This is a genomic window from Lysinibacillus sp. COL-1, assembly GCF_059814265.1.
Genome location: NZ_JCAWSJ010000001.1, coordinates 1 through 26,425, shown reverse-complemented (window position 1 = coordinate 26,425; position 26,425 = coordinate 1). Strand labels below are relative to the sequence as shown.

Annotated in this window: 23 protein-coding genes and 1 pseudogene; 20 read left to right on the top strand and 4 right to left on the bottom strand. The window is 33.4% G+C overall.

The features are described from left to right. Window positions 1-12: 12 nt before the first annotated feature. From AC6BKE_RS00120 to AC6BKE_RS00095, 6 genes are all read left to right on the top strand, one after another. Window positions 13-552 carry a TVP38/TMEM64 family protein gene (locus AC6BKE_RS00120; protein WP_009374061.1) on the top strand — a complete coding sequence of 180 codons (540 nt, stop codon included), beginning with the start codon at window positions 13-15 and terminating at the stop codon, window positions 550-552. 124 nt (window positions 553-676) lie between these two features. Beyond that, window positions 677-2,212 carry a multicopper oxidase family protein gene (locus tag AC6BKE_RS00115; RefSeq protein ID WP_009374058.1) on the top strand — a complete coding sequence of 512 codons (1,536 nt, stop codon included), beginning with the start codon at window positions 677-679 and terminating at the stop codon, window positions 2,210-2,212. A gap of 680 nt (window positions 2,213-2,892) precedes the next feature. Next, the gene (locus AC6BKE_RS00110) at window positions 2,893-3,726 is read left to right on the top strand and encodes a heteromeric transposase endonuclease subunit TnsA (RefSeq protein ID WP_009374053.1); all 834 of its coding nucleotides are present in this window, start codon (window positions 2,893-2,895) and stop codon (window positions 3,724-3,726) included. Beyond that, window positions 3,707-5,857, top strand: a complete 2,151-nt coding sequence (locus AC6BKE_RS00105) for a TnsB C-terminal domain-containing protein (protein ID WP_009374050.1) — start codon at window positions 3,707-3,709, stop codon at window positions 5,855-5,857. Before AC6BKE_RS00110 ends, AC6BKE_RS00105 begins: the two co-directional genes overlap by 20 nt. Then, window positions 5,854-7,482 carry an ATP-binding protein gene (locus AC6BKE_RS00100; RefSeq protein WP_036079781.1) on the top strand — a complete coding sequence of 543 codons (1,629 nt, stop codon included), beginning with the start codon at window positions 5,854-5,856 and terminating at the stop codon, window positions 7,480-7,482. The genes AC6BKE_RS00105 and AC6BKE_RS00100 overlap by 4 nt, the downstream gene beginning before the upstream one ends. A 19-nt stretch (window positions 7,483-7,501) precedes the next feature. Continuing rightward, a complete protein-coding gene (locus tag AC6BKE_RS00095) occupies window positions 7,502-9,343 on the top strand; it encodes a TnsD family Tn7-like transposition protein (protein WP_009374046.1) in 1,842 nt (613 codons plus the stop codon). Between the two features lie 96 nt (window positions 9,344-9,439). Here the strand turns inward: AC6BKE_RS00095 and AC6BKE_RS00090 are convergent. Then, window positions 9,440-9,553, bottom strand: a pseudogene (locus AC6BKE_RS00090) (cytochrome c biogenesis protein CcdA); the annotation flags it as partial. A 337-nt stretch (window positions 9,554-9,890) separates the two neighbouring features. Here AC6BKE_RS00090 and AC6BKE_RS00085 point away from each other — a divergent pair. The 3 genes from AC6BKE_RS00085 to AC6BKE_RS00075 are packed head-to-tail and all read left to right on the top strand — an operon-like array spanning window position 9,891 to window position 12,129. Beyond that, complete coding sequence (locus AC6BKE_RS00085; protein WP_009374044.1) at window positions 9,891-10,463, top strand: DeoR family transcriptional regulator; 573 nt, start codon at window positions 9,891-9,893, stop codon at window positions 10,461-10,463. A 14-nt stretch (window positions 10,464-10,477) separates the two neighbouring features. Then, the gene (locus AC6BKE_RS00080) at window positions 10,478-11,230 is read left to right on the top strand and encodes an urease accessory protein UreH domain-containing protein (RefSeq protein ID WP_009374042.1); all 753 of its coding nucleotides are present in this window, start codon (window positions 10,478-10,480) and stop codon (window positions 11,228-11,230) included. Window positions 11,231-11,244: 14 nt separating this feature from the next. After that, entirely contained in the window at window positions 11,245-12,129 is an 885-nt protein-coding gene (locus tag AC6BKE_RS00075; protein ID WP_499855430.1) for a cupredoxin domain-containing protein, read from the top strand. A 75-nt stretch (window positions 12,130-12,204) separates the two neighbouring features. Here AC6BKE_RS00075 and AC6BKE_RS00070 read toward each other — a convergent pair whose 3' ends face one another. The 3 genes from AC6BKE_RS00070 to AC6BKE_RS00060 all read right to left on the bottom strand — a co-directional run bounded on the left by AC6BKE_RS00070 (window position 12,205) and on the right by AC6BKE_RS00060 (window position 15,667). Continuing rightward, window positions 12,205-12,819: a methyltransferase family protein gene (locus tag AC6BKE_RS00070; protein ID WP_009374040.1), complete on the bottom strand. Its 615-nt coding sequence runs from the start codon at window positions 12,817-12,819 to the stop codon at window positions 12,205-12,207. Between the two features lie 114 nt (window positions 12,820-12,933). Beyond that, window positions 12,934-15,312, bottom strand: coding sequence for a heavy metal translocating P-type ATPase (locus AC6BKE_RS00065; protein ID WP_009374038.1), 2,379 nt, complete (start codon window positions 15,310-15,312; stop codon window positions 12,934-12,936). Further along, entirely contained in the window at window positions 15,305-15,667 is a 363-nt protein-coding gene (locus AC6BKE_RS00060) for an ArsR/SmtB family transcription factor (protein ID WP_009374036.1), read from the bottom strand. Before AC6BKE_RS00060 ends, AC6BKE_RS00065 begins: the two co-directional genes overlap by 8 nt. 399 nt (window positions 15,668-16,066) lie before the next feature. Here AC6BKE_RS00060 and AC6BKE_RS00055 point away from each other — a divergent pair, with 399 nt between their 5' ends. The 11 genes from AC6BKE_RS00055 (at window position 16,067) to AC6BKE_RS00005 (ending at window position 26,222) form a co-directional block, all read left to right on the top strand. Continuing rightward, window positions 16,067-17,131, top strand: a complete 1,065-nt coding sequence (locus AC6BKE_RS00055; protein ID WP_009374035.1) for a flavin-containing monooxygenase — start codon at window positions 16,067-16,069, stop codon at window positions 17,129-17,131. 90 nt (window positions 17,132-17,221) lie between these two features. Next, entirely contained in the window at window positions 17,222-17,668 is a 447-nt protein-coding gene (locus AC6BKE_RS00050) for a MarR family winged helix-turn-helix transcriptional regulator (protein WP_009374034.1), read from the top strand. Between the two features lie 254 nt (window positions 17,669-17,922). After that, complete coding sequence (locus AC6BKE_RS00045) at window positions 17,923-18,249, top strand: ArsR/SmtB family transcription factor (protein WP_036079775.1); 327 nt, start codon at window positions 17,923-17,925, stop codon at window positions 18,247-18,249. Next, window positions 18,242-19,300, top strand: a complete 1,059-nt coding sequence (arsB, locus tag AC6BKE_RS00040) for an ACR3 family arsenite efflux transporter (protein ID WP_016993623.1) — start codon at window positions 18,242-18,244, stop codon at window positions 19,298-19,300. The genes AC6BKE_RS00045 and arsB overlap by 8 nt, the downstream gene beginning before the upstream one ends. A gap of 12 nt (window positions 19,301-19,312) precedes the next feature. Beyond that, window positions 19,313-19,732, top strand: coding sequence for an arsenate reductase (thioredoxin) (gene arsC / locus AC6BKE_RS00035; protein ID WP_016993624.1), 420 nt, complete (start codon window positions 19,313-19,315; stop codon window positions 19,730-19,732). A gap of 1 nt (window position 19,733) precedes the next feature. After that, a complete protein-coding gene (gene arsD, locus AC6BKE_RS00030) occupies window positions 19,734-20,093 on the top strand; it encodes an arsenite efflux transporter metallochaperone ArsD (protein ID WP_009370518.1) in 360 nt (119 codons plus the stop codon). A gap of 1 nt (window position 20,094) precedes the next feature. Continuing rightward, on the top strand, window positions 20,095-21,864 hold the full coding sequence (gene arsA, locus AC6BKE_RS00025) for an arsenical pump-driving ATPase (RefSeq protein WP_009370516.1): 1,770 nt from the start codon (window positions 20,095-20,097) through the stop codon (window positions 21,862-21,864). Next, window positions 21,861-22,142 carry a HesB-like domain-containing protein gene (locus AC6BKE_RS00020; protein WP_009370515.1) on the top strand — a complete coding sequence of 94 codons (282 nt, stop codon included), beginning with the start codon at window positions 21,861-21,863 and terminating at the stop codon, window positions 22,140-22,142. Before arsA ends, AC6BKE_RS00020 begins: the two co-directional genes overlap by 4 nt. 65 nt (window positions 22,143-22,207) lie before the next feature. After that, the gene (locus tag AC6BKE_RS00015; RefSeq protein WP_009370514.1) at window positions 22,208-22,432 is read left to right on the top strand and encodes a hypothetical protein; all 225 of its coding nucleotides are present in this window, start codon (window positions 22,208-22,210) and stop codon (window positions 22,430-22,432) included. Window positions 22,433-22,537: 105 nt separating this feature from the next. Next, window positions 22,538-23,893, top strand: a complete 1,356-nt coding sequence (locus tag AC6BKE_RS00010; protein ID WP_009370513.1) for an FAD-dependent oxidoreductase — start codon at window positions 22,538-22,540, stop codon at window positions 23,891-23,893. Window positions 23,894-24,335: 442 nt separating this feature from the next. Then, complete coding sequence (locus tag AC6BKE_RS00005) at window positions 24,336-26,222, top strand: TnsD family Tn7-like transposition protein (protein WP_009370511.1); 1,887 nt, start codon at window positions 24,336-24,338, stop codon at window positions 26,220-26,222. The last annotated feature ends 203 nt before the right edge of the window (window positions 26,223-26,425 follow it).

The following is a 26,425-nucleotide window of genomic DNA, read 5'->3' as shown; positions in this document are numbered from 1 at the left end:
TAGCGTTTAATCATGGAAGAAAAATTACTTCATTTACTAGAACAATCTGGATTATTTGCAATTTTGGTTAGTTTAATGATAAATACTTTGGTTAGTATTATAGGTGTACTACCAAGTGTTTTTGTTACAGCCACTAACCTTGTGTTTTTTGGAGTATTCAACGGTTTGCTGATTTCTATTATCGGTGAATCAATTGGTGCAGTTATTAGCTTTATTTTATATAGAAAAGGAATCAATAAATGGAAAAGACCGTTCGTATTGCACCCTAAACTTTTAAAATTAAAGGAGTTGGAAGGTTCTGATGCATTTTGGATAATTGTCAGTTTAAGGATTTTACCTTTTATGTCATCAGGTCTTGTGACTTTTACTAGTGCATTTTCTAAGGTGTCTTTAGGCACATTTACGCTTGCTAGTACGATTGGAAAAATACCAGCTTTAATCTTTGAAGCAGGTGCAGTATATGGTTTTATGCAAGTAAATTTAATATGGAAAATTGTAATAAGTATCTTATTAATTTCAATTATCATTTTGATTTGGAAAGTTAAGAAATAAAAAAAGTTATTCAAAGTTTTCTTAGATAGAGTGGTTAATATTTGTCTCATTTAATTTCAAATCCATAAATTCTCCATATTTATTTGTTATAGTGCCTATGTAAAGAATAAAAGGAGGAAACATAATGAAATCTAAACTTTTGATTACTTCATTATTAGTAGGCGCTATTATAATTGGAGGATGTAGTGCGGGTAATTCGGAATCTAATAATAATTCAAATATGGACCATTCTAATATGTCTGGTATGGACCATTCCAATATGAGTGATGAAGAAATGAAAAACATGGAGGGTATGGATAATAAAGATAGTAGCATGGAAAATGGTCATGCGAGTCATAACAATCCATTAGCATTAAATAATTCAAATGGGGAAAATGAGCTTGCGCTCCCACCTATTATTGAACCTAAAAATGGAATTGTTGATATTACTGCTCAACAAGGAACAACAGAAATCTTTAAGGGAACTAAAACAGAGACATATGGATATAATGGTTCCTTTTTAGGGCCAATCATTCGTATTAATAAAGATCAAACGGTAACGTTTAGAACTAAAAATGATTTATCTGAACCAACAACATTTCACTGGCATGGATTAGAAATCCCTGGAAATGGTGATGGCGGCCCACATCAAGTCCTAGAGCCAGGTGTAACAGAAGATGTAAATTTTACAGTTAATCAGGGAGCATCTACGCTGTGGTTCCATCCACATCCAGAAGGTGCTACAGCAGAGCAAGTATATAAAGGTTTAGCTGGTTTAATTTATATAGATGATGAAAACTCACAAGAAATCAATGTACCAAATGAATATGGTGTGAATGATTTTCCATTAGTATTCCAAGATAGACAATTTACTGAAGAAAAGCAATTAAATTATCAAGCAGTCCTTAATGAAGATGGTACAATTGGAGATACTTTATTAATTAATGGTACGTTGAATCCTAAACTTACAGTTGGTAAAGAAAAAGTAAGACTTCGTTTATTAAACGGTTCTAATGCTCGTAATTATACTTTTAAATTGAATACCGGAGATACATTCCAACAAATTGCTACTGATGGTGGTTTCTTAAATCAACCAACTGATATGAAAGAAATTACCTTAACACCAGGTGAGCGAGCAGAGGTAATAGTGGACTTTTCAAAAATGGATGACAAGACTGATATAGCATTAATAAATGATGAAGGTACTACCCTTTTACCATTTAAAATTGAACAAAAGACTACAAGTACAAGTAAAATTTCAGAAAAATTAAATGATTTTAGTGTTACTGAAGAAGAGAAAAATTTACCAGTTTCTAAGAAGCTTGAACTATTTGGTATGGGGACAATGGTTTCTATAAATGGAAACCAGTTTGATATGAATCGCATTGATTTCACTCAAAAGCAGGGTGAGACTGAAATTTGGGAAATTTATAATAAACCTGATATGATGGGTGGTATGACACATCCTTTCCACATACATGGCACTCAATTTAAAATCGTGTCGATTGATGGTCAAGAACCTCCTTTAAATTTAAAAGGGTGGAAGGATACTGTCTCAATTGAAGCTGGTCAAACAGTTAAATTAGCAGTGAAGTTTAATAATAAGGGCATATACATGTTCCACTGCCATGTCCTTGAACATGAAGAAAATGGTATGATGGGGCAAGTTGAAGTAAATTAAATATAAATAGATTATTAAAACCTCCAAATACCATGGAGGTTTTTTTATTGGTTTCTATTACATAACTCTTATATCTAGGGTTATTGGTCGTGGTTCATATTAAATAACCTACCCTATAGAAATACTCAATCTTTTTTCTAAAATTTCAATTGAAATTTTTAACAACTTAACAACATTTTTATTTAGTTAATACAAAAGAATACCTTAATGATTTTATGTATTTTTTGTCCCTTTAATGGAAATGAATATAAATAAAATGAAAGGTAATATTTATGGAATTTTATAAAGAGATTGAAATCTACTGTTATAAGTGTCGTAAAAAGACCATTTTTACATGTAAGGATTTGCATAATAAAATCGGTGTTGACAGTCATTGTAGTGAGTGTATTGGGATTTGGTTTGAATGGCAAAATCGAGCGGTAGAAAGAGAATTGGAGAAGTGGATTGTATATAATCAAGGGCTGTTAAAAACATAATGTGAATCGAAGAAAGTATAGTATTTTTCTTACTAAAATTAGCAAACGTCCACTCTTTAAAGGACGTTTTTTATGTGTAAACGATTGTAATATAAATACTTTTATAAAATGGAATAAATTAAACTACAAGTAAGTCAAAAAGTTATAATAATTTTAGAAATTATTTTTTTGAACCATAATTATGTCGACGAGGCGGTGCTTTACATGTCTAAAAGGAAATACGGTTGGTCTGAGAAAAAAAGAAATGACTATATTAAAGAAGGACGAGGTCAAGGGGAACTATCAAATTATATACCTTGGATTAAAATACAAGATATATCGTCACAAGGAAATGCTTCTCGATTAATAGGGTGGACCGCGAAGAGACAGCATGAATTGTTGTCTAACTTGGAAAGAGACTTTTTTCTCTTATTAGATTGGGAAGATACAGTGGTAGACATAAGAGAACAGTTTCCTTTAAATGTTGAAACAACTATTCGTATAGCTGAAGAGAAAGGAATTAAGCACTCTAAAGATAATAGTTCAGGTATACCGATAGATATGACAACAGATTTCTTTATAACAGTAGTAAAAAACTCTGAAAGAAAATATATCGCTAGAACTGTAAAACCAAGTGAACAACTTGAAGATAAACGAGTAATTGAAAAGTTTGAAATTGAACGAGAGTATTGGGAGATACAAGGAATAAGTTGGGGGGTCATAACTGAAAAGGAAATTCCTAAACAACTAGCAAACAATATTCTATGGATACATAAATCTTATTATTTAGCAGAAGAAGATATAAGCTATTCTACTTTATTATTGCATTTATTGATTTTAAAAAAAGATAGCGAAGAGAGTTTATTAGTAGTTTGTAATAAATTTGATGAGGATTATAACTTAGAAACAGGCTCATCTTTAAGTTATATAAAACATTTTATAGCTCGAAAATATATTTCGATTGATATGAGTAAGAAAATTAACCCAAGCAATCTAACTTTAGATCAAATTATTATGAATGTTTCTAAGGAGGATAACATTGATTACAATATCAGTTAATGAATTAATTAAAGACTTGACGTGTAATAAAGTATATCGTCTACTTTGGATTGATGAAAGTAACATCGTTACATATGCAATTGATATAGAAGATTCCAATGCCTTACCATTCCTTTTAAAAGTTAAAGATATACATCAAGGATTTATAGAAAATTCATACTCCAAATTCGAATCTGATCACACAAACATACTAATTAACCACATTAATTTACCTGAGGGAATGAAACAAAAGAGAGACACAGCGTGGGCAATTATCAAAAACTTAGTGAATGATGAACCTTCAATTTATAAGAAAAAAGAACGTGGGCAGCTAATAAATGAACTTGTAAATAATAAAGTATGTACAAAAATGACTGCTTATAAATATTTGAGAAAGTACTGGCAGAGAGGAAAAACTATGAATAGTTTGCTTCCGGATTATAGTAACTCTGGAGGTAAGGGAAGAAATAAAAAAAGTGGTACTTTGAAAAGGGGAAAACCTAGAACCACTAACAGTGTAGGAATAAATGTAACCGATGAAACAAGGGAAATATTTCGTAAATCGATTAAAAGGTACTATTTTACAAGCAAGAGAAACTCATTGTCATTCGCATATAAAATGATGATAAAGGAGTTCTATGCAGATGAAGTTCGTTACGAAAACGGAACAAAATATATAGTAATACAGGATGAAAATAAAATTCCTTCATTAAGACAATTTAGATATTGGCACAACAAAGAATTTGGTATTGAACAAAAAATAGTAAGTCGAGAAGGTGAGAAAAAATTTGAACGAGATCATCGAGCAATATTAGGATCTTCAACTTATGAAGTCATGGGGCCAGGATCACGATATCAAATAGATGCGACTATTGGTAATGTGTATCTGGTATCTAGTTTTAATTCTGATTATATTGTAGGTAAACCAATTATATATTTTGTGGTGGACGTATATACACATATGATTACAGGAATGTATATCGGATTTGAAGGTCCTTCTTGGGCAGGAATGATGATGGCAATAGCAAATGCAGCATCAGATAAAAAGGAATATTGCAGTAGATATGGTATAGAAATTTCAAATGAAATGTGGCCATCTGCGCATCTTCCTGAAATTATTCTAGGGGATAGAGGTGAGTTGGAGGGATATAACGTGAATAGTTTAATTGAAGGGTTGGATTTGGTAGTGGAGAATAATCCTGCTTTTCGACCAGATTGGAAGGGAATTGTGGAAAAATTGTTCGATACTTCACAAAGTAAAATAAAGCCGTTCTTACCAGGTTACATACAGAGTGATTTTAGGGAACGTGGGGCTAGTGATTATCGTTTAGAAGCTAAGTTAACTATAGATCAATATACAAAAATTCTAATCAATTTTGTTTTATTTTATAACAAAAATCACTATATGAAGGATTATCTAAGAGATGAGCAGATGATACGGGAAAATGTAAAACCGACTCCTCTTAAACTCTGGAATTGGGGCATTAAAAATAGAGCAGGTAAGCTAAGGAAGGAACATCCTAATACTATAAAGTTTTACTTATTGCCACGAGATACAGCTACAGTAACCTCAAAGGGAATAAAGTTTAAAAATAGGTTATTTAGCTGTGAAACAGCTATAAAGGAATCTTGGTTTGTACAAGCTAGAACAAAGAAAAGTTGGACAGTTGATATTTCATACGATCCTCGAAACATGGACATTATTTATCTGCACATTAATGATAAATCACTTTTTGAAAGTTGCTTCCTTTTAGATCATCAGGAGAGATACAAAAATAAAGTACTTGAAGAAATTGAACAATTATTAATGATTGAACAAAACACATATAAAATTGAAAGTCATAGTTTGTTACAAGAAGAAATTAATTTTTATTCTAAAATTGAAGGAATAGTGGATGAGGCAATTAAGACACCAAATCAAGATGAAAATAATAAAATCACTAAAACGGAAAAAATAAAAAATATTAGAGAAAATCGGGAAGTTGAAAAAAGTTTACGAAGAGAGTATGAGGCATTTCAAATAGGTGTAACTGAGATTGATAATGATAAAAACATTATTTCTTTTGCACCTTCTGAGCAGAAAGATGAAAAAACTGAAACATCTACGATAATGGAATTATTTAAAAAGCAAAGAAGGAAGAAGAAGGAATGAAAAATGGGAAGACAATTGAATTAGAGAGTGGTATTGAAGTTCTATTGGCAGAGTATCGTGAACAAGAAATAATTGATTATAAAGGGAATCCCCTTATTGAAGCGTTACCTCCGATACTCTCTAAAGAAGAAGCGTTTGATCAACTTAGCTTTATACCTATGTTTCATAATAGTGAAAGAAATTTATCAAGTCATCATCGTTACCATGCTTTACTAAGATTATCAAGATTTTATCAGCCTATAAATCAAACCTTAAATCTAGAACAGCGTTTTTCAGGTTTCATTAGGTATGGATATGTTAATCGAAATCCATTACATAAAAAACATGTTCAAGCATTACTTGATTTACACAACAAGCTTGTTAATAAAGAGGAAATTGGATTACCGCCAGATATACGTTCTTCTGCTTCAAGTTTCACTTTAATGGGATATCCAGGAATAGGTAAAACATCTGCGATAGAAAGGGTACTATCTCTTTATCCGCAAGTAATATTGCATCAAAATCCAATCAATTTGATTCAAATTGTATGGTTAAAATTGGATTGTCCACATGATGGATCATTAAAAACTCTTTGTATGGACTTTTTCAAAAAAGTTGATTCGTTGACAGGTACTAATTATTTTGAAAAGTATGGTAAGCCATCAAATTCAGTTAGTTCAATGGTAACTCGTATGGGGCAAGTCGCTCGTTTACACTCAATAGGCGCTCTAATCATTGATGAGGTTCAGCACTCGTTATCTGCATCAGGTGCTGCATCAGAAATGATGATGAATTTTTTTGTAACGCTAGTGAATGAAATAGGAGTACCAGTAATGTTTATTGGAACCATGAAAGCCAAGGCATTATTACAAAAGGATTTCAGACAAGCACGTAGAAGCAGTGGCCAAGGCGACATGGTATGGCAGCAAATGAAACAAGATGATGATTGGGAAGTATTAATCACAAGTATGTGGGATTATCAGTGGACGAATGAATATACGGAACTGACAGAAGAATTATTAAACACGATTTACGAAGAGAGCCAAGGAATTGTGGATGTTGCTGTTAAGTTGTATTTACTCGCACAAGCGAGGGCAATCAATTCTGGCCTTGAAAAAATAACCCCTAAACTTATACAAAAGGTAGTGAAAGAAGATTTGAAACTTCTTCAACCTATGTTGGAGGCTCTTAAATCCGGAAATCAAAGCGACATTGCAAAATACGAAGATATTGTTCCAATGGATATTGAAGATTATATTCTAAATAGATTGCCAGTATTAGACCTTAAGGCCAGGGTTCAGGCGAAAAAAGAAAAGATGGCACAAGATCGTACAAATAAAGAACTTCCAATACTAGAAAAATTAATCCTATCCTTAATTAATTTAGATGTTTCAGAAAAAATTGCTGAAAACGCTGCTAAATATGCACTGAAAAATTCACCTGAGTCAACAATTCCACAACTAATGACTCTATCACTCCAATACATTGAGGGAAAGAAAGAAAAGAAAAATGAAGCGAAAGGCAATATTTCAGTAAATAAACTTCAATCAATAGTTGATATAGGAAAGAAGAATAAACGCTCTGCTTATGAGGCATTATGTGAAGAAGGATATATTAAAAATCCTTTAGATGACTTAATAATGTAAGGGTGTGTAAATAAAATAGATGTTAGCATTTTTTCCTTCAATTTATAAAGATGAACTATTATATAGTGTGTTGGCTAGATACCATAAACGTTCAGGGAATTTAAGTAATAAACATTCAACTTTAGATTTGTTTGGAAAAAAGAAAGCATATATTATTCCTGATTTACCTACTGATTTAGAGATATTATTAGAAAAAGTAAATCCTTTTTTAAATTCGAGTATTGATGAATGGATAAATTATCATACATTGTATAACTACTATACAAATTTTACTTCAAAAGAAATAAAACAGAGTGTTCGAAATAAAATGTTATATGGCTGTGGCAATACTTCCTTGCATTATTCAACAGGTCAAATGGCTGGGACAGTAAAAGAGCCTATGTATTTTCGCTATTGTCCTAACTGCTTTGAAGAAGATATTCAAGTGAATGGAGAAACATATTGGCGGACATATCACCAATTACCAAGTGTATTTATTTGTTTAAAGCATTCTGTCTTGCTTGTAGACAGTTCAATCTTAATTAGGCAAGGAAACTCTTCGTATTTTTATTCAAACATTGAAAACAGTTTAGAGAAGGGCAATAAAAGTGATGTTTCAAAAGTAAACTTTGATTTGCTACGTCATTTTGCTGTAGAAAGTAGCAACTTAAATCAAAAGGATTATAAATTTGATCAGTTAAATTTATTAGAGATTTATCATTACCTATTGGATCGCGAAGGGTATGTAAAATCAAACGGCACAATCGACCAAAGGCGATTAGAAGAAGACTTTATTAAGAAGTTTAAGGTCGATTTTTTAATATTGATGCAATCATTTCCAAGTGGTGTAGAAGGACAGTGTTGGTTAAGGGCAATAACAAGAAAACATCGAAAGTCTTTTCATCCTGTACGGCATTTACTGTTCATTTATTTTTTAGGTGAATCGGTTGATACAATTGAACAGTATGCAAATAAACGATATAGTCCATTTGGTGAAGAGCCATATCTATGTTTGAATCCTGCGGCAGAACACTTTCTACAGCCTGTAATAACTAATTTAAAGGTTACTCGTTGCTATGATACTAAAAGGCCGGTAGGAACCTTCTCCTGTGCCTGTGGCTTTGTTTATTCTCGTAAGGGGCCAGATAAAACAGAAGAGGATAAAACAAATATAGGGCGTATTAAGATGTTAGGTGATACTTGGTTGAGCAAACTCCATCAATTGGTTGAAATAGAACAGTTGAGTTATAAAGCATGCTCAAAAATATTAAAAGTCGACACCAAAACAATTATTAAGTATTCTAAGCAAAGAAATAGTAAGCCTATGAACAAGGAAAATCATATTAAAAGTGATTTGAAGCAAAAATGGATTGATTTAATTAACCAATACCCCATATTATCAAGAACAGAACTTAGAAAAAAAGACCCATCACTTTATATGCGAATTTATAGAAATGATAAGGAATGGTTAAAGGAACATTCCCCAGTTGTTAAAGTAAATAGGGTTACTAATAAAAGAGTTGATTGGGTACAGAGAGACCTTCACATCTTGGGCATGGTAAAAAAAGCAGTGGAAGATATAAGTGCTAAAGAAAAACCAGTTAGAATAACCGTAAGCAGTATAGGTAAAATGATTAATAATAAATCGTTGTTAGAAAAAAGAGTAAATAAACTGCCCAATACGATGAAGTATATTGAGAGTGTTAAAGAAAATACGACCAATTTTCAAAAGAGGCGTATTAGTTGGGCTATAGATCAATTAAAAGATGAAGAACTTGAAGTTTGGAAAATAATGCGAAAAGCAGGAATCAGTGAAAGATTTTATTCTGGGTTAGAGATAGAAATAAAAAGGCAGATAATAAGTGCGAAGCAAAAATTCTGATATAAAGAATGATACCAAAAAGCCGTGTTCATAGCTGAAAACACGGCTTTTTTTGTTGTAGTCATAATGGTGTTGTTCATCTTTGAAATCGAAAAATTAAAATCCTGTGAATCCACCAAAGAAGGGAGTAAACCAAGCAATAATTTTTGTCATCATGTCAAAATAGAGTAGCACACCCATTACTATCATTAACCATCCACCAATGCTCATAATGAGATGACTTTTTGTCTGGAAAAAGACGTTGCATGCTGTGCAAATCATATTGACTAGAAGAACTTGAACAGTGAACAAGTTTGTAATCAAAGCAATATTTATTCTTCTATTTAGCAACAGAAGCACAGTAATTGAAACTACTGTGCTTCTGTTTTTTAGTTCAATACATACTATGCAACCTCTCATATTCATGTGGGGGGAGCATCTACAGAAGATTTTATAGATAATTGACATAACTATGTAACAAAATATCCCGAGGTTTATATTGATTATTCTAATTGCTGTAATAAAATGATGTTATATCTTGTTAAGTTATAACATTCAGGAGGAAACTATGCTTTCAGAGAGACAACAACTTATACGTGACATGATTCTATATAGACACAATTTGAAAATCTCAGAATTAAGTCAAACACTTGAGGTATCAGAGATGACAATACATCGAGATATAAAACCTCTGATTGAAGAAGGGCTTATTATGAAGACATATGGTGGGATTACACTTATAAGGGATCAATCTATACATCGTGTTGAGGAAGACGAGTGTGTGTATTGTCATCGTAAGTGTGATGATCGATTGGTTTACAGGATAATTCTTTTAAATGGAGAACGTGAAAATGCTTGTTGCAGCCATTGTGGAATACTGCGGCATCGACAGTTAGGTGATGAGGTAGCACAAGCAATTTGTACCGATTTTTTAACAGGGACAACGATTAGCGCTCATCTAGCTTGGTTTGTTTTAGACACTACTGTCCATATTCGTTGTTGTTACCCACAAGTGTTGGTATTTGAGACTAAAGAATATGCAGAGAACTTTGTAAAAGGATTCGGAGGTAAAGTCCTTACATTTTCCGAAATAATGAAATCATTTCCTCAACACCTTAAATTGTCCTGTAAGAACAGTTGAAGAGGGGAATTTAAATGAATGAGGTACTTCTTCAGATACATGTGTGGTTAAGTCAGTTAGCCAATTTAGTAGCAGAACCAATTTATACATTAGCACTAAAACTAGATGTATGGGGAATGAAGGCTTTCTTATTAGGGTTGGTTGGGGCAACTGCACCATGTCAACTTACATCTAATTCTACTGCTGTTGCTTTGATTACATATGAGACTGAAAAAAATAAAAGGTGGTTGAATGTAGGGAGTTATATTACAGGCAAATCTTTAGTGTACATATTGTTAGGCATAATGTCTGTATTCATCGGTAGTACAGTTGCTGATATTCCTTTCATTGGAACAATGTTTTTCCGTAAATTATTTGGCCTTACTCTTATTCTAATTGGATTAGCTCTCCTTGGAAATATTTCAGTACATTCCTCTGCATCACAACGTATCTTCCAAAAAGTCCAAAAAGGATTGAAATTGAAAAATACATCTCTTTCTTTTGGGTTGGCTATGGGTTTTTTATTCTGTCCTACGTTGTTTTGGTTATTTTTTGTCTTGTTATTGCCGACAGGAAATGGAGAATTTAATTTGATAGGTCCCATTTTTTTTGCAATTGGAACAGCAATGCCACTCATTTTATATGTGATACTACTGACTATTAGTGAACGGTTATTAAATCCAATGAAGAAGACTTTGTATTCATTCCATAATGTATCAAGGAATATTTCTGCAATCTTCTTTATATTGTCAGGATTATTCGAAACTTTAAATGCTTGGATAGGATAGAAGGGAATTTGTTTATGATATATATATTTAGTTTTAGTATTATTTTTTTGTTAACCGGTTACGTCATTTTTTCTACCTATCGTGCCAAATCGTTCTTATCAGAAATGACTGCTATGATGATTGCAATGGCTGTTTCTATGATGGCTAGCATAGTAGTAGGAACCATATTAGGAGTAATATTAGTAGGGAAAATGACTGTCCCAGTAATCTCCTCAGTACTTTTTGGCATGATAATTGGATATGTTATTGGGCGTCCCTTTAGTTTATTGGCTTCATTAGATGGACTATTAGCAGGTATCATGGGCGGCATGATGGGTGCAATGTTGGGGGTAATGGTTTTTTCTCAAGATCCTGTCGTTATGATGATATTTGTGGATGCAATTTTTATCATTGTCATGATTCTTATATTGAAATTAATTAGACAAGAAGTTAAGGGAACAGATACAATAACGGTAATATCAAATAAAAATAAATGGAGTAAAGTTATTTTTTGTGTAATTGCCGTATTATTAGTTGTTTCTGTTGTATTCTTTAAACCCATTTCTCATTACTTCAGAGATCTTTTGGGTGATACAACTCCGGTTTCAGACGATTCTTCTACAAAAATAAATGAAGTAAAAGCAGAGCAAAAAGACGGTTATCAGGAAGCCGTCATAATGGAAGAGCCATTTGGATATACACCTGAGAATGTAAAAGTAAAAGCTGGAATCCCAGTTCAACTTCATTTTCAAAAGAGTTTTTCAGGTGGATGCTTATCATACTTAATAATAGAGGATTTCCAAATAGAAAAAGATCTTGATAAAGGTGATAACTTGGTCGAATTCACACCAGAAAAACCGGGTATATATACGTTTCATTGTGGAATGAATATGTATTTTGGAAAGATAATAGTTGAATAATGGATAACAACGAAACAAAGCACAGCCATTAAGAGTCTGTGCTTTGTTTTAGTTTCACCTTTAAAATTTCTTTACTTATGTAGATTTAAAAAATAAGTATCGTGGGGTTTTATTCTTATACGAGAGATATTCTACTTTAAGCATATTCTCTAAGTGTTTTTCTTCTTGAAGAATAAGGTTATGAATTGAAACTATATTTAGTAAACAAATAATTAATGTAACTAAGTTAGGGAATGTCAAAAATAGACCTATAAACATTAAATTGAATCCAACAAATGCAGGATTTCGACTATATTTGTATAAACCATTGGTGATTAGCGAGGTTTTTGTTTCTTTATCTATACCAACTCTCCAAGAGGTTTTCATTGTTATCATTGATAAAATAAAAAACAGTAAACCAATGGTAATTGTCATTAATCCAAAGTAATGCATAACCTCATTGGTGAATAGTTTAGGTAAAATATTATCAATCGAATTATCAAATATTGACTCTAAAAGCCATGCAATTCCCCATACGAAAGTTGAAATTTTAACAAACATTTCGGAAGAATCGACGGATGTCCCCTTATTTCCTTTTCCTAACACATTTGCTTTTATCCCTGATTTCTTATTTAGAATAACTAGCTTTAATGAATAGGAAAATAAAAACAAAGCAAACAGAATCAATGAAAAAACATTTACCAGTTCCATTTTTATCTCTTCTTTCTATAATGAATTAAGTGCTATTTTAAGAAAGTAAAGTACTAGAAATAAAAAGATGGACTTTCATATAAAAAGCCCATCTATTGAATAAAGTGCGTTAATTCATTCTTTAACACGCATTAAACGTAAGCTGTTTAATGCTACTAACAATGTTGCTCCCATATCTGAGACAATGGCAATCCAAAGTGTTAGCCAACCTGGAATAACTAATAGTAATGCAGCTAGTTTAATTAAAATGGCAAATGCTATATTTGCCTTGATAATATTTAAGGCCTTACGACTTAGCTTTATTGTAAACGGTAATTTCCGTAGATCATCTGCCATTAAAGCAACATCTGCAGTCTCTAATGCAGTGTCTGTACCAGCACCACCCATGGCGATACCGACTGTAGAAGCTGCTAAAGCAGGAGCATCGTTGACACCATCACCGACCATCGCAACATTGCCATAGTCTTTTCGAAGTTGTTTTATATAGGAAAGTTTGTCTTCAGGCATTAATTCAGCTTGAATTTCAGAAACCCCTACATGATGACCAATTGCATTCGCAGTCCCTTTATTATCACCAGTTAACATGATTGTTTTCTTAACACCCATGTTATGCAATTTCTCAATAATTTCTTGGCTAGATTCACGTACCTCATCAGCTACGGCAATGATTGCTTGAATCTCTTTTTCAGTTCCTAATATCATGGCAGTTTTGCCTTCATTTTGTAACTTAAGGATGTTTCCTTCTAAATTCTCTGGAATAGGTACATTTAACTCTTGGAACAATTTTGGGCTACCGATGTAATACAAAGTACCATCTACTTCACCTTTTATTCCTTTGCCAGTAATGGCTGCGAAAGCATCAACGTTGATATTTTTGAATGAAACATTTTCTTCTTCGGCTCTTTTAATAATCGCAGAAGCTAAAGGGTGCTGAGATCGATATTCTAAAGCCGTAATTATGGCTAGAATCTTTTTTGAATCTTTTTGGGTATTCATTACATCAAAGTTTGTAACCACTGGAACACCTTTTGTAAGCGTACCTGTTTTATCAAAAGCAATTGCCTTAAGCGAACCCATTTCCTCTAAATAAATGCCACCTTTAATTAAAACCCCTTTTTTAGCAGCATTACCTATAGCTGAAACAATTGAAATTGGTGTTGAAATAACAAGCGCACATGGACATCCAACTACAAGTACTGATAAACCTTGATAAACCCAAGTTTCCCAACTACCATCGAAGAACAGTGGGGGAACAATTACTACAAGCCCTGCAATGACCATGATAATTGGTGTATAATATTTCGCAAATTTATCAACAAATGCTTGTGAAGGAGCGCGTTCACCTTGAGCTTCTTCAACTAGATGTATAATTTTTGAAATCGTTGTATCTTCAACGTATTTTGTAATTTTAACTTCTAATAAACCCTCTTCATTTAGTGTTCCAGCGAATACCTCATCATCTACTGTTTTTGAAACTGGTACTGATTCCCCTGTAATAGCTGCTTGGTTGACTGCAGAAAGACCGCTAACCACGATGCCATCCATTGCAATTTTTTGCCCAGGTATAACAATCATAATATCGCCAATCTCTATATCATCTACGTGTACCATGATTTCTTGACCATTTCGACGAATTAAAGCTTCTTTTGGTGCAATATCCATTAATGAGCGAATTGATTGACGTGCTTTATCCATTGAATAACGCTCTAAAGCTTCACTAATAGCGAATAGGATAACAACTATGGATGCTTCTGCCCATTCTCCTATAAATGCAGCACCAATGACAGCTACCGTCATTAATGTTTTCATGTCAAAATCAAAGCGAGTTAAATTTTTGAAACCAACTTTGAATAGATTGAAACCACCGATTACAATTGAAGCTATAAATAATAGGGAGGTAATAAGATTTTCTTCACCGTTTACGTATTGAGATAGATAACCGAATACGATAAATAAGCTTGCGTATAAAAGTGTGCTATGTTTTTTGTAAAATGGTACTTTCTTTTCAACTTGCCCCTCACTATTGTCAGAAGATGGAGCTTTAGATCTGTATGAAGGTGTATCCATTGATACTTTTAAATTTTCAAAAGCTCCAGCTTTTTCAAGTTCCGCAATAGTTGTTTCGCCAGTTACGGAAATTTTAGAAGCACCGAAGTTTACTTTTGCATCTTGAACCCCTGGAAGCTCTTTTACATTACGTTCAAATTTACCTGCACAGTTTGCACACGAGAAGCCTTCAATTCTATAGGTAGTATCTGTTTGGGGTGGAGTAACACGTTTTTGTTTTTCTGGCGTTACTTTTAAGTTTTCGAAAGCTCCAGCCTTTTCTAACTCCTCCACGGTCGCATCGCCTGTAACTGATATTTTAGATGCCCCAAAGTTCACCTTTGCATCTTGAACACCAGGTATTTCTTTTACATTACGTTCAAATTTACTTGCACAGTTGGCACAAGAGAAACCGTTCACGCGGAATACCTGTTTTTCCTCAGTCATTAATTTCACCTTCTTTATGTTCTTCAAATGCAACACTGATTAAATTCTTAAAATATGGGTCATGAATAGCGTAATAAACCAATTTCCCTTCTTTACGATATTCAGCTAATCCTAAATTTCGTAGTAAACGCAAATGGTGCGACGCAGTTGCTGTTGTTGACCCAATAATATTAGCGATATCGCAAACACATAATTCATCTTCTAGTGTTAGCGCATAGGCAATTTTTACACGTGTATCATCCGAAAGTGCTTTAAAAACTTTAGCAACATCCATTGATTTTTTTTCTTTTAACTTGTCTTGAACATAGTTTACTTTATCCTCATGAATACAGGTGATTTCACATATTTCTTTCATATATTTTCCTCCAGTTATCATTCAAACGTTCAAACGATTATTTGATTGTTTTTATAATAAACTTAAACATTCAAATAGTCAAACAGTTATTTGAATGTTTTATTTATTTAATGCAATTTATTATTTTTGACCAGAAAAGTATATGCAAAAGCCTAAGCTTGAAAAAAGTTAATTTTTTTGGATATGTATGGAAAAAGAAATGTAGATCATTAAATTAGAGGTTAGCTATTGAATATAATAATTATTAGTTTGAATAATAGTTGCAAATTGCAAATAAAATTGCTATATATATTTATTAAGGATAGAATATTTTTGTGTTTTACTTAGTTTTATTAATTACAGCTATTATTTTTAATGAATTTATATTTGCAAAATGCAAATAATGAAGGGGGATAAAAAATGAAAGGGATTCTTGATACAATCGTTATTGGGGGAGGGCAGGCTGGACTTGCAGCAGGCTATCATTTACTGAAAAAAGGTCTACGATTTTTAATATTAGAAGAAAGTAATCAGATCGGGGGTTCTTGGCCAAATTATTATGACAGTCTTAAATTGTTTTCTCCAGCAGGGTTTTCCTCTATGCCCGGCATGAAGTTTCCTGGAAACCAGAATCTCTATCCGAAAAGGGATGAAGTTATTCGATACTTACAAGATTATAAAAAAAAGTTCCAATTACCTGTTTTAATTAATCAGAGAGTAGATATGATTGAGAAAAATAACATAGGTTTTATTGTTCGAACTGTCACAGGCGATAAATTTCAAGTTAGAACAATCATAAATGCTACAGGCTCATTTAATAATCCTTTTATTCCTAACATTCAAGGAAGAGAAGTCTTTCAAGGGAAAACACTTCACTCTTCAGAATATCGAAATCCACAGCCATATCACAACCAAAGGGTAATCGTAATCGGAGGAGGTAATTCGGCTGTGCAAATTGCTGTTGAATTGTCTAAGGTTAGCCAAACTACTCTTTCAGTACGACAGCCAATAAAATTTGTAAAACAACGTCTACTTGGACGGGACATACACTATTGGTTGAAGGTATTTGGTTTTGATACCTTTCCTTTCTGGCGCTTTGGAAAAACGGCACCCAGATCAAATGCTGTGAATGATATAGGAGGATATAAAGATCGAATTAGTAAGGGGAGTCCGGAACAACGTTTAATGTTTACTTCTTTTTATGAAGATGGAGTTATTTGGCCGGACGGAGAAAGGGAGCCTGTAGATACCATTATCTATGCCACAGGATACAGACCACATTTACCCTATATGAAATTACTTGGTGCATTAGATGGGGAAGGAATGCCTTTACAAAAGGCAGGTATTAGCAGTATCCCTGGATTATATTTTGTGGGACTAGAAGGACAACGATCATTTGCATCTGCAACTTTAAGAGGTGTGGGAGAAGATGCCGAGTATGTTGTGAAAAAGTTACTTCACCACATGAAAAGTAGAAACTTTTGAAGTAGGAAAAACATCTTCAAAAAAAGTTAAATATATTTTAGTTGTATTTTGCAAATAAATAATATATATGTCTTTATAGGAGATGATTAAATGGAAAATAAACGTGAACTTTTTCAAGTTTTAACTCAAAAGTTTGCTCTACTAAATAAAACATGTTGTACTGTAGGATCAATTGACATCACACCAATACAGAGCCATATTCTATATGAGATCGACAAACAAAATAATCCTTCTATGCAACAAATAGCAGAGGCAATAGGTATGGATATTACTACATTTAGTAGACAGATTCAAACTCTTATTAAGATGAATCTTGTCAAAAAAACTCCTCTAACATCAGATAAAAGAGTGTACATTTTGTCATTAACTGTGGAGGGTACATTTCTCGCTACTACAATTGATGAAATGATAAACAATTATTTAAATGAAGTTTTTTCACATTTGAATGACTTCGAAAAAGAAACTGTTTTACGTTCAATTGAACTCTTAAATAAAGCTATGGCTAAATCAAATTTGTGTTGTACACCTTCTCCATAACTCGTTACTAAAGAAAAATTAATGGAGATAAATTAATCTTTATCATTATCTTTTAAAGCGTACGTTTAGGTAACTGAACGTACGCTTTTTACAAAGTATAAAAATTTTTTTAAAATGGGTAAATATCTGTTGCAATTCAAAACATTAAATCATAATATAAGAATATAGTTATATACTGATTATGTCACCTTCTTACGAGGTGATTTTATTTAAAATAATATATAAGAAAACAGTTATATAAGGAGTGCAGATAAATGGAAAACACACTAATTGAAAAACAACTAAAAGCAGCAGCGGATTTGAATCGCATTAAATTACTTGCATGCATGAAAAACGGGGAGGTATGTGTATGTGATTTTGTGGATGTGCTAGGAATATCACAACCAGCCGTTAGTCAACATCTACGAAAATTAAAGGAGGCAGGCATTATTACGGAACGGAAAGTAGGGACTTGGAAACATTACCGTTTAGTAGAGAATCAAACGCCACTGATGAAGGGCATTTTAGAACAAATTCAGCCTTTAAAGGGGTGCAATTGTGAAACCGATTGCTGCCATGTAGGGGGAAATATAAATGAGTAATGAATCTTTAACAAAACAGCTTTCTTTTCTAGATCGTTACCTTACCCTTTGGATATTCGTTGCGATGGGAATAGGTGTTGTATTAAGTATCACCATGCCTAATGTTGGGGAAGCGTTAGAGTCCATGTCTATTGGAACAACGTCCATACCGATTGCTATAGGGTTAATTGTCATGATGTATCCACCATTAGCGAAAGTAAAGTATGAAGAAATGTGGCGAGTGTTTAAGGATTGGAAAGTGCTATTACTATCACTTTTACAAAACTGGTTACTCGGCCCGTTCCTCATGTTCTTTTTAGCGATTATCTTCTTACAAGATTACCCAGAATATATGGCTGGACTCATTATGATTGGCTTAGCTCGATGTATTGCCATGGTGATTGTGTGGAATGATTTAGCGCGTGGAGATCGTGAATATGTAGCTGGTTTAGTTGCCTTTAACTCCATTTTTCAAATTGTGACGTATTCAATTTTTGCTTACTTTTTCTTAAATGTATTACCTGGTTGGTTTGGTTTAGAGAATTTCAATGTATCCATTTCTATGTGGGAGATTACAAAGAGCGTTCTAATTTACTTAGGGATACCATTTGCAGCAGGATTCCTCACACGATGGATAGGAATTAAAGCAAAAGGAAAACAGTGGTATGAAGAAAAGTTCTTACCGAAAATTTCACCACTTACTTTAATTGCACTGCTGTTCACGATTGTGTTGATGTTTGCTTTAAAGGGTGAGCAATTAGTAGAACTGCCACTTGATGTAGTGCGAATTGCTATTCCATTATTTATTTACTTTGTGATCATGTTTGCTGTGTCATTCTTCTCTTCCCGTAAAGTAGGTGCATCTTATCCTGTCACAGCAGCTCTTTCTTTTACAGCTGCAAGCAACAACTTCGAGTTAGCAATTGCTGTTGCAGTGGGTGTGTTTGGCTTGCATAGTGGCGTGGCATTTGCCGCTGTTATTGGACCACTAGTGGAAGTACCAGTCCTCATTGGACTTGTATGGGTTGCCTTACGTTGGCAGAAAAAATACTTTAAAACCATTAAATTATAAGGAGCAATTACTATGACAAATACACTTTATTTCTTATGTACAGGAAACTCATGTCGAAGTCAGATGGCTGAAGGATGGGCAAAGAAATTACTACCTACCAATTGGACAGTTAAAAGTGCTGGTATTGAAGCACATGGCGTAAATCCGAATGCTACTAAAGCGATGGCGGAGGTAGGGGTTGATATTTCAAATCATACATCCGATTTAATTGATTTTGAGACATTAAACAATGCAACATTAGTTGTCACTTTATGTGGGGATGCAGCTGATAAATGCCCAATGACACCTCCTCACGTTCGTCGTGAGCATTGGGGATTTGAAGATCCAGCGAAAGCGACAGGTACTGATGAAGAGAAGTGGGCTGTATTCCAAAATGTTCGTGATGCAATTGGTAAACGCATTGAACAATTTGTAGCTGAGGAGCTGAAATAAATTGAAAAAAATTCATATCTATGAGCCAGCAATGTGCTGTTCTACAGGCTTATGTGGACCTTCTATAGACCCAGAATTATTGCGAATGTCATTTATTATGAATAATTTAAAGAAAACAAACATAGAAGCTGAAAGATTTAATCTTACAAACGAGCCAAATGCTTTTGTAGAAAACGAAGCAATCAATCAACTATTAGTGTCAGAAGGAATGGATGCCTTACCTGCAACGTTTGTGGATGGAGAATTACTTTGCAAAGGAATCTATCCAACAAATGAACAATTTTCACAGTGGTCAGGACTTTCAGAAGACGAATTACTACAAAAGCCAAAAGTACGCTTGTCACTAAAAGGAGATGCGTAAGATGGAACGCTTTACAAGAATTCATTTCCCTGACACCCCATTCCTGTTTTTCACGGGGAAAGGGGGCGTTGGGAAAACATCGGTTGCTTGTAGCCTATCAATAGCCATTGCAAGGGAAGGGAAAAAGGTACTTTTAATTAGTACAGACCCCGCATCCAACTTACAAGATATTTTTGGCCAAACGCTTTCTAATAGTCCAACAAAAATTGAAGGCATAGACAATTTATTTGCGATAAATTTGGACCCTGAACAGGCAGCACAACATTACAAAGAGCAAATGGTTGGTCCGTACCGTGGAAAACTACCTGAAGTGGTATTACAAAATATGGAGGAACAACTTTCTGGTGCTTGCACAGTAGAAATTGCTGCCTTTAATGAATTTGCTTCACTATTGACTGATACTTCAGTGATTGGGAATTTTGACACTGTGGTGTTTGATACAGCCCCTACAGGGCATACGTTACGATTATTACAGTTGCCTTCTGCATGGTCTACGTTTCTAGACGATAACACGACTGGCACTTCATGTTTAGGTCCTTTAAAAGGGCTAGAACCACAACGTGAAGTCTATAAAGAGGCAGTTGAACGTTTAAAGAATGCTAATCAAACAACGTTAATGTTAGTGACACGCCCAGAAGAAAATCCTTTAAAGGAAGCTGCACGTGCTTCTCACGAATTGTTTGAAATAGGCATTCAAAATCAGACTCTACTAATTAATGGATATATGAGCAATGCCAATTCTACTGATGATATCGAAGAGGCTTTCATTGCGCGTCAAGCTGATGCAATAGCAAGAATTCCTGAAGAACTAAATCAATTTGAGCATTTCTACTTACCTTTTGTACCGTACTCATTATCAAGTATTGAGCGTATGCAAGCATGGATGACTGACAAAGAAGTTATACATGCAGATGAATCAAATGAAGAAACTAAGATTCCTGAGATAGAAGAAATGATTGCAGATTATTTAGAACGTAAACCGAAACTCATTTTTACGATGGGGAAAGGTGGGGTTGGAAAAACAACTGTGGCTTCTTATATTGCATTACGATTAGCAGAAGAGGATACTCATGTACATTTAACTACAACAGATCCCGCCGCACACCTCGATTGGACATTCGGAGATGACAACGTTAATAATTTAACGATCAGTCGTATTGATCCAAAAGCAGAAGTGGCAAACTATGAAGCAGAAGTGCTTGCAAAGGCAAGTGAAACGATGAATGAGGAAGGTTTAGCATTTGTGAAAGAGGATTTGGCTTCTCCTTGTACAGAGGAAATAGCTGTATTCAAAGCATTTGCTAACGTTGTAGAAAATCATCAAGATGAAGTCATTATTATTGATACCGCACCAACAGGGCATACGTTGCTTTTACTAGACGCAACAGAAGCTTATCATCGGGAAATAAGCCGTTCACAAGGGGATATTCCTCCAGCTGTTTCTAACCTGTTACCAAGGTTGCGTGATGCCTCTTATACGAGTGTTGCCATTGTAACTCTTCCTGAAGCAACACCTGTTTATGAAGCTTCGCGCTTACAAGAAGATTTACACCGTGCTGGATTATCTGTTGATTGGTGGGTTGTTAATCAAACGTTTTCATCTATCTATACAACAAGTCCAACATTAATTCAAAAACAACAAGCTGAAACGAAATGGCTAAAAGAAGTTAGATCCATCAGCAATAATCAATTTGTGGCCATTCCATGGGTAAAAACGCCACCGGTTGGAACACAAGGCTTACATGAATTAAAAGGAGAGAAAATCAAATGAAAATGAGTCTAGAAGGTAAAAATTATTTAGAACAGGTATTAGCTGATTCAGAGGTTAAAACGCTTCGTTTCTTTGGTATTGCAGGCTGCTGTGGGGTTAATTTAGGTGTAGGCTTAGAAGCACCAGCAGAAGAAGATGCAATTCAAACAATTGAAGGTATCGAAGTCGCAATTCATCCTGATATTGCACCGCAATTAACAGATGTTACGATCCATGCAGAAGAAGAGAATGGTGAGCTAGGTTTAGTATTAGTTGGATACTCACCGACATCTTGCTAACAAGTGATCCTAAATATACTGTCTGTCGTAGCAATTATTCAATCCGTTGAATGGAGGATGCAATAATGACAGTAAACCATGCTAGCGAATTAACTAAAGATTATTTTATCGCTTATTTAAAGTTAATAATGAATAGTAGAGAATACACATTGATACAGGCTAAAGAGTTTGCTTTTGATTTCTTCTTTAAAGGAGATATGGATCGTTACGGCACTTCTACATGGTTGCAATTTGAAAAAGCTATAAAAGAAATTGATAAAATCATGTGTGAAATGGAAGTGTGTTCATAACTATCACAAAAGCTTAAATAAATTACGTCTAGCTTACTGCTAGACGTAAAAAATATATTTTATATAAGGGAATGCTTATATAAAGAAAAAAGAGGAGAAGTTTATATGAAAACACTAAAAGTAATCAATCAAAATCAATCTTGTTGTACTCCTGTTCAGGACATTGAAGTCCAAGAGACTGTTAATAATTCCAATAAGAATTTACCGATTGTCATAATTGGTGCAGGTCCTATCGGGTTAGCTACTGCTGCTCATTTAGTAGAGCAAAACCAGTCATTTATTTTACTTGAAGCTGGCAATGAAATAGCACACAATATTCGTACTTGGGGGCATGTCACATTATTTTCTCCATGGCGTTATAACATCAATAGAGCTGCTAAATCATTATTAGAGGGGTCTGATTGGGTAGAACCTAACTTAGAAACAATACCTACAGGGCATGAGTTAATTGATCTTTATTTAAAACCTTTGGCAGAGTTAACACAAATAAAACCTAGTATCCGATTGAACTCAAAAGTAGTAGGTATTTCAAGACAATTAAATGATAAAATGAAATCAAAAAATCGATTAAATCAGTTCTTTAATATATATGTTGAAAAAGAGGATGACATCGATATTATTGAGGCAAAAGCAGTTATCGATGCAACGGGTACATGGGGGAACCCAAACCCAGCAAATTCTACAGGTGTTTGGCTGAAAAATGAGAAAGTATTAGCAGATCACATTGAGTATGGTATTCCAGATATAAATACGAATCCTAAGAGATATGCAAATAAGAAGGTTGCTGTCATTGGTGGTGGTCATTCAGCGATCAATACCTTATTAGCTTTGGCTGAATTACAAAAAGATAATCCTTCAACAAAGCTTGTGTGGATTATGCGTAAAAGATCTGTAGAAGAAGCCTATGGCGGGGAGGAAAAAGATGCGTTGGCAGCACGTGGCGCACTCGGTATTCGCATCCATGAATTAGTAGATACAGGAAAGATTGAGGTAGTAACACCTTTCTATATTTCACAGGTGAAAAAAGAAGAGAATATCCATATTGTAGGTACTATTAATGGAGAACAAAAAGTACTTACAGGATTCGATGAACTTATTGTTAATGCAGGAAATCGACCTGATTTTACCATGAACAATGAACTGCGTTTATCTATTGATACAGCAACAGAAAGTGTGCAAGCATTAGCGCCACTAATTGATCCTAATGAGCATAGTTGTGGCACAGTCAGAGCGCATGGTGAAGAAATACTACGCCAACCTGAAAAGGACTTCTATATAGTCGGAGCTAAAAGTTATGGACGCGCACCAACATTTTTAATGGCAACCGGCTACGAACAGGTTCGTTCAATAACAGCTTATTTATCAGGAGATGAAGAAGCGTCGAAACGTGTTGAATTAGAATTACCAGAAACAGGCGTATGTAGTATTAATCTTGTCAATCAATCAAATACATGTTGCTAATTGGGGGGATATGTTTTGTTAAATCAGTTATTTATAGTGGGAGTATATATATTAATTATCTTAATGTTATCATATATTACACATGAATATCTGGAAAATAAGTTTAGTAAGCAATGTTATTTAATATGGTTGATTTGTGTTTTTTTAACTGGACCTATAGCATTCACCATATATATTATTTGGGATAAGAAAAACAACATACCTAATACAAATGTAAAATAGGTAAGTCTAATGTGGAGAATTCTATAAAGTTTAATTAATTGACTGTTAGTGAAAGCTAGCAGTCTTTTTAAAATACTAAGGGAAATGGGATGGACAAACTTATGGAACAGATTTGGGATGACAGACATCATTACTAATTGAAATATACTTTAGGTAGCGTTTTTACTTATGAAAAAAGCTTTACTGAAAAAACATTGTAATAAATAAGAGGAGTAAGGATATGATAGGTTATTTTCCAACGCCATATGAAGATGAACTATATTACAGTATAATAGCTCGTTATCACATTCATGTAGGTAACTTGAGTAGAAAACATACAAATAAAGAACTATTTGGAAAGAAGGTAAATATTAATTTAGAATTACCAATGGGACTCGCTCATTTAGTATCCCAAATCAATATATTCTCGAAAGAATTTACTAAAGAGTATTTTATTAACCAGCATACAGTGATACCGTTTGTAAAACCCTTTAAAAGTGAAGAATGGAATGAGAAAATTTATAAAAGTGATTTTAAAAATTTATATATTTTTTTATTTAGTTACAGTAAATACAATGTAAAAAACAAGAAATATTTATATTATTGTGCAGAATGCTTAAAGGAACAGCTTAAGTCAAATGGTGAAGGATTTTGGAACAGGATTCATCAAATTCCAGGGATTTTTGTTTGTACTAGGCATAAGACTCCGTTATTAGAGTATTCGTTAAAAATATCCGAGATGGGCTTTATAAATTATTTAATTCCAACAATTGAAGATATTAGAGAACCACTTAGGAGCTATAGTGAGGAACTAATGAAATATTTGATCGATCTAGCAGAGGACGTTGAATACATTATTAGAATGAATTACAAATCGTTTTCTGAAGAGTATTATATTAGCAAATATGTAGATTTATTAGGTAAGAAAGGGTTTGCATATCCCATTAAAAAGCGAAGAGAATACTTACAAAAGTTAATAATTGAATATTATCCAACAGATTTTCTAGAGTTATTAGATTCATTTTTCAAGATAAGTGACAAGTTTTCTTGGGTTCCTAGTTTAATAAATATTGAAGAAAATAGGTCGTTACATCCGATAAGACACTTATTATTAATGAGATTATTAAGTGGATCAGCCAAAAATTATTTTGAAAAGGAGAACTCATTTAAACCTTTTGGTGAAGGACCTTGGGTTTGTATGAACCCGTTTTGCAAGAATTATTTAAAAGAGAATATAAAAAATGTGAATGTTAGAGTAAATAATTCAGATAGGAAAATTCAAGGTATCATAAAGTGTAATTGCGGTTTTGAGTACATAATTAAGGAAGGGGAAAAATCTCCTTTTGATATAAGGGATTTCCATAGAAGAATAGTAAAGCGAGGCCGAGTATGGGAACTTAATTTTAATGAATTACTTAAACAAGATCTAACACTGAACAAAATAGCGGAATTAGCAAATATATCTAGGGATACAGTAATAAGGATTAAGAATAGGGGGCATCTTTCTTCAGTTCAATTAAAAAACAAAGAAGGATTAATGAACAAACAAAAATTAAAAACGGAGTACTACAAAGAGGAATTTCTAAAAATCCGAAAAGAAAATCCAGAATATTCACGCTCTGACTTAGGTAAAGCATATACTAAAATATACGGATGGCTTTTACAATATGATAAAGAATGGTTAATTCGCAATTCTCCTTACTTGAGGAGTACTGGTAATAGAGAAAAAATAGATTACTTAGAGAGAGATAAAGAATTACTAAGCAAAGCAAAATTAATAATAGATAGTTGGTCAGAACATGAAGGAAATTTAAAGAGATTGGTTAGGAAAAGTAGGACAGGGATAATAAATTTACTTGATGTCAAAGCAAGTTATAGTTTGTTCAGTGGAAAATACCCACTTACTACTAAGTATATCAATTCGAATATAGAGACGGTTGAGGATTTTCGGCATAGAAGAATAAAAATTGTTATGGATACCAAATATAAAGACGAGATTGTAACAAAAAATATGGTTATTGAAGCAGCTAATCTTAAAAACTATATTAGAATTAATATAGAGAAACGAGAAAAATTACTAAAATATATAGAGGATTTAGTAACTATCCATAATAACAAATTCTTATAGAATAAAGCTGTGAAGAAACATATTTAAACTATAATGTAAGTACATAATTTTCGTATTGGTATACAACTTTTTTGTAACAGTTTATTGCAAAATAAGTTAATTTGATGAAAATAAGTATACGACTTTATTGTCATTTTAAAGATAAGAAAGACACAAGAATGCGGGTTTGAACATTTGTTAGTATACAACTTTATTGAAACTCT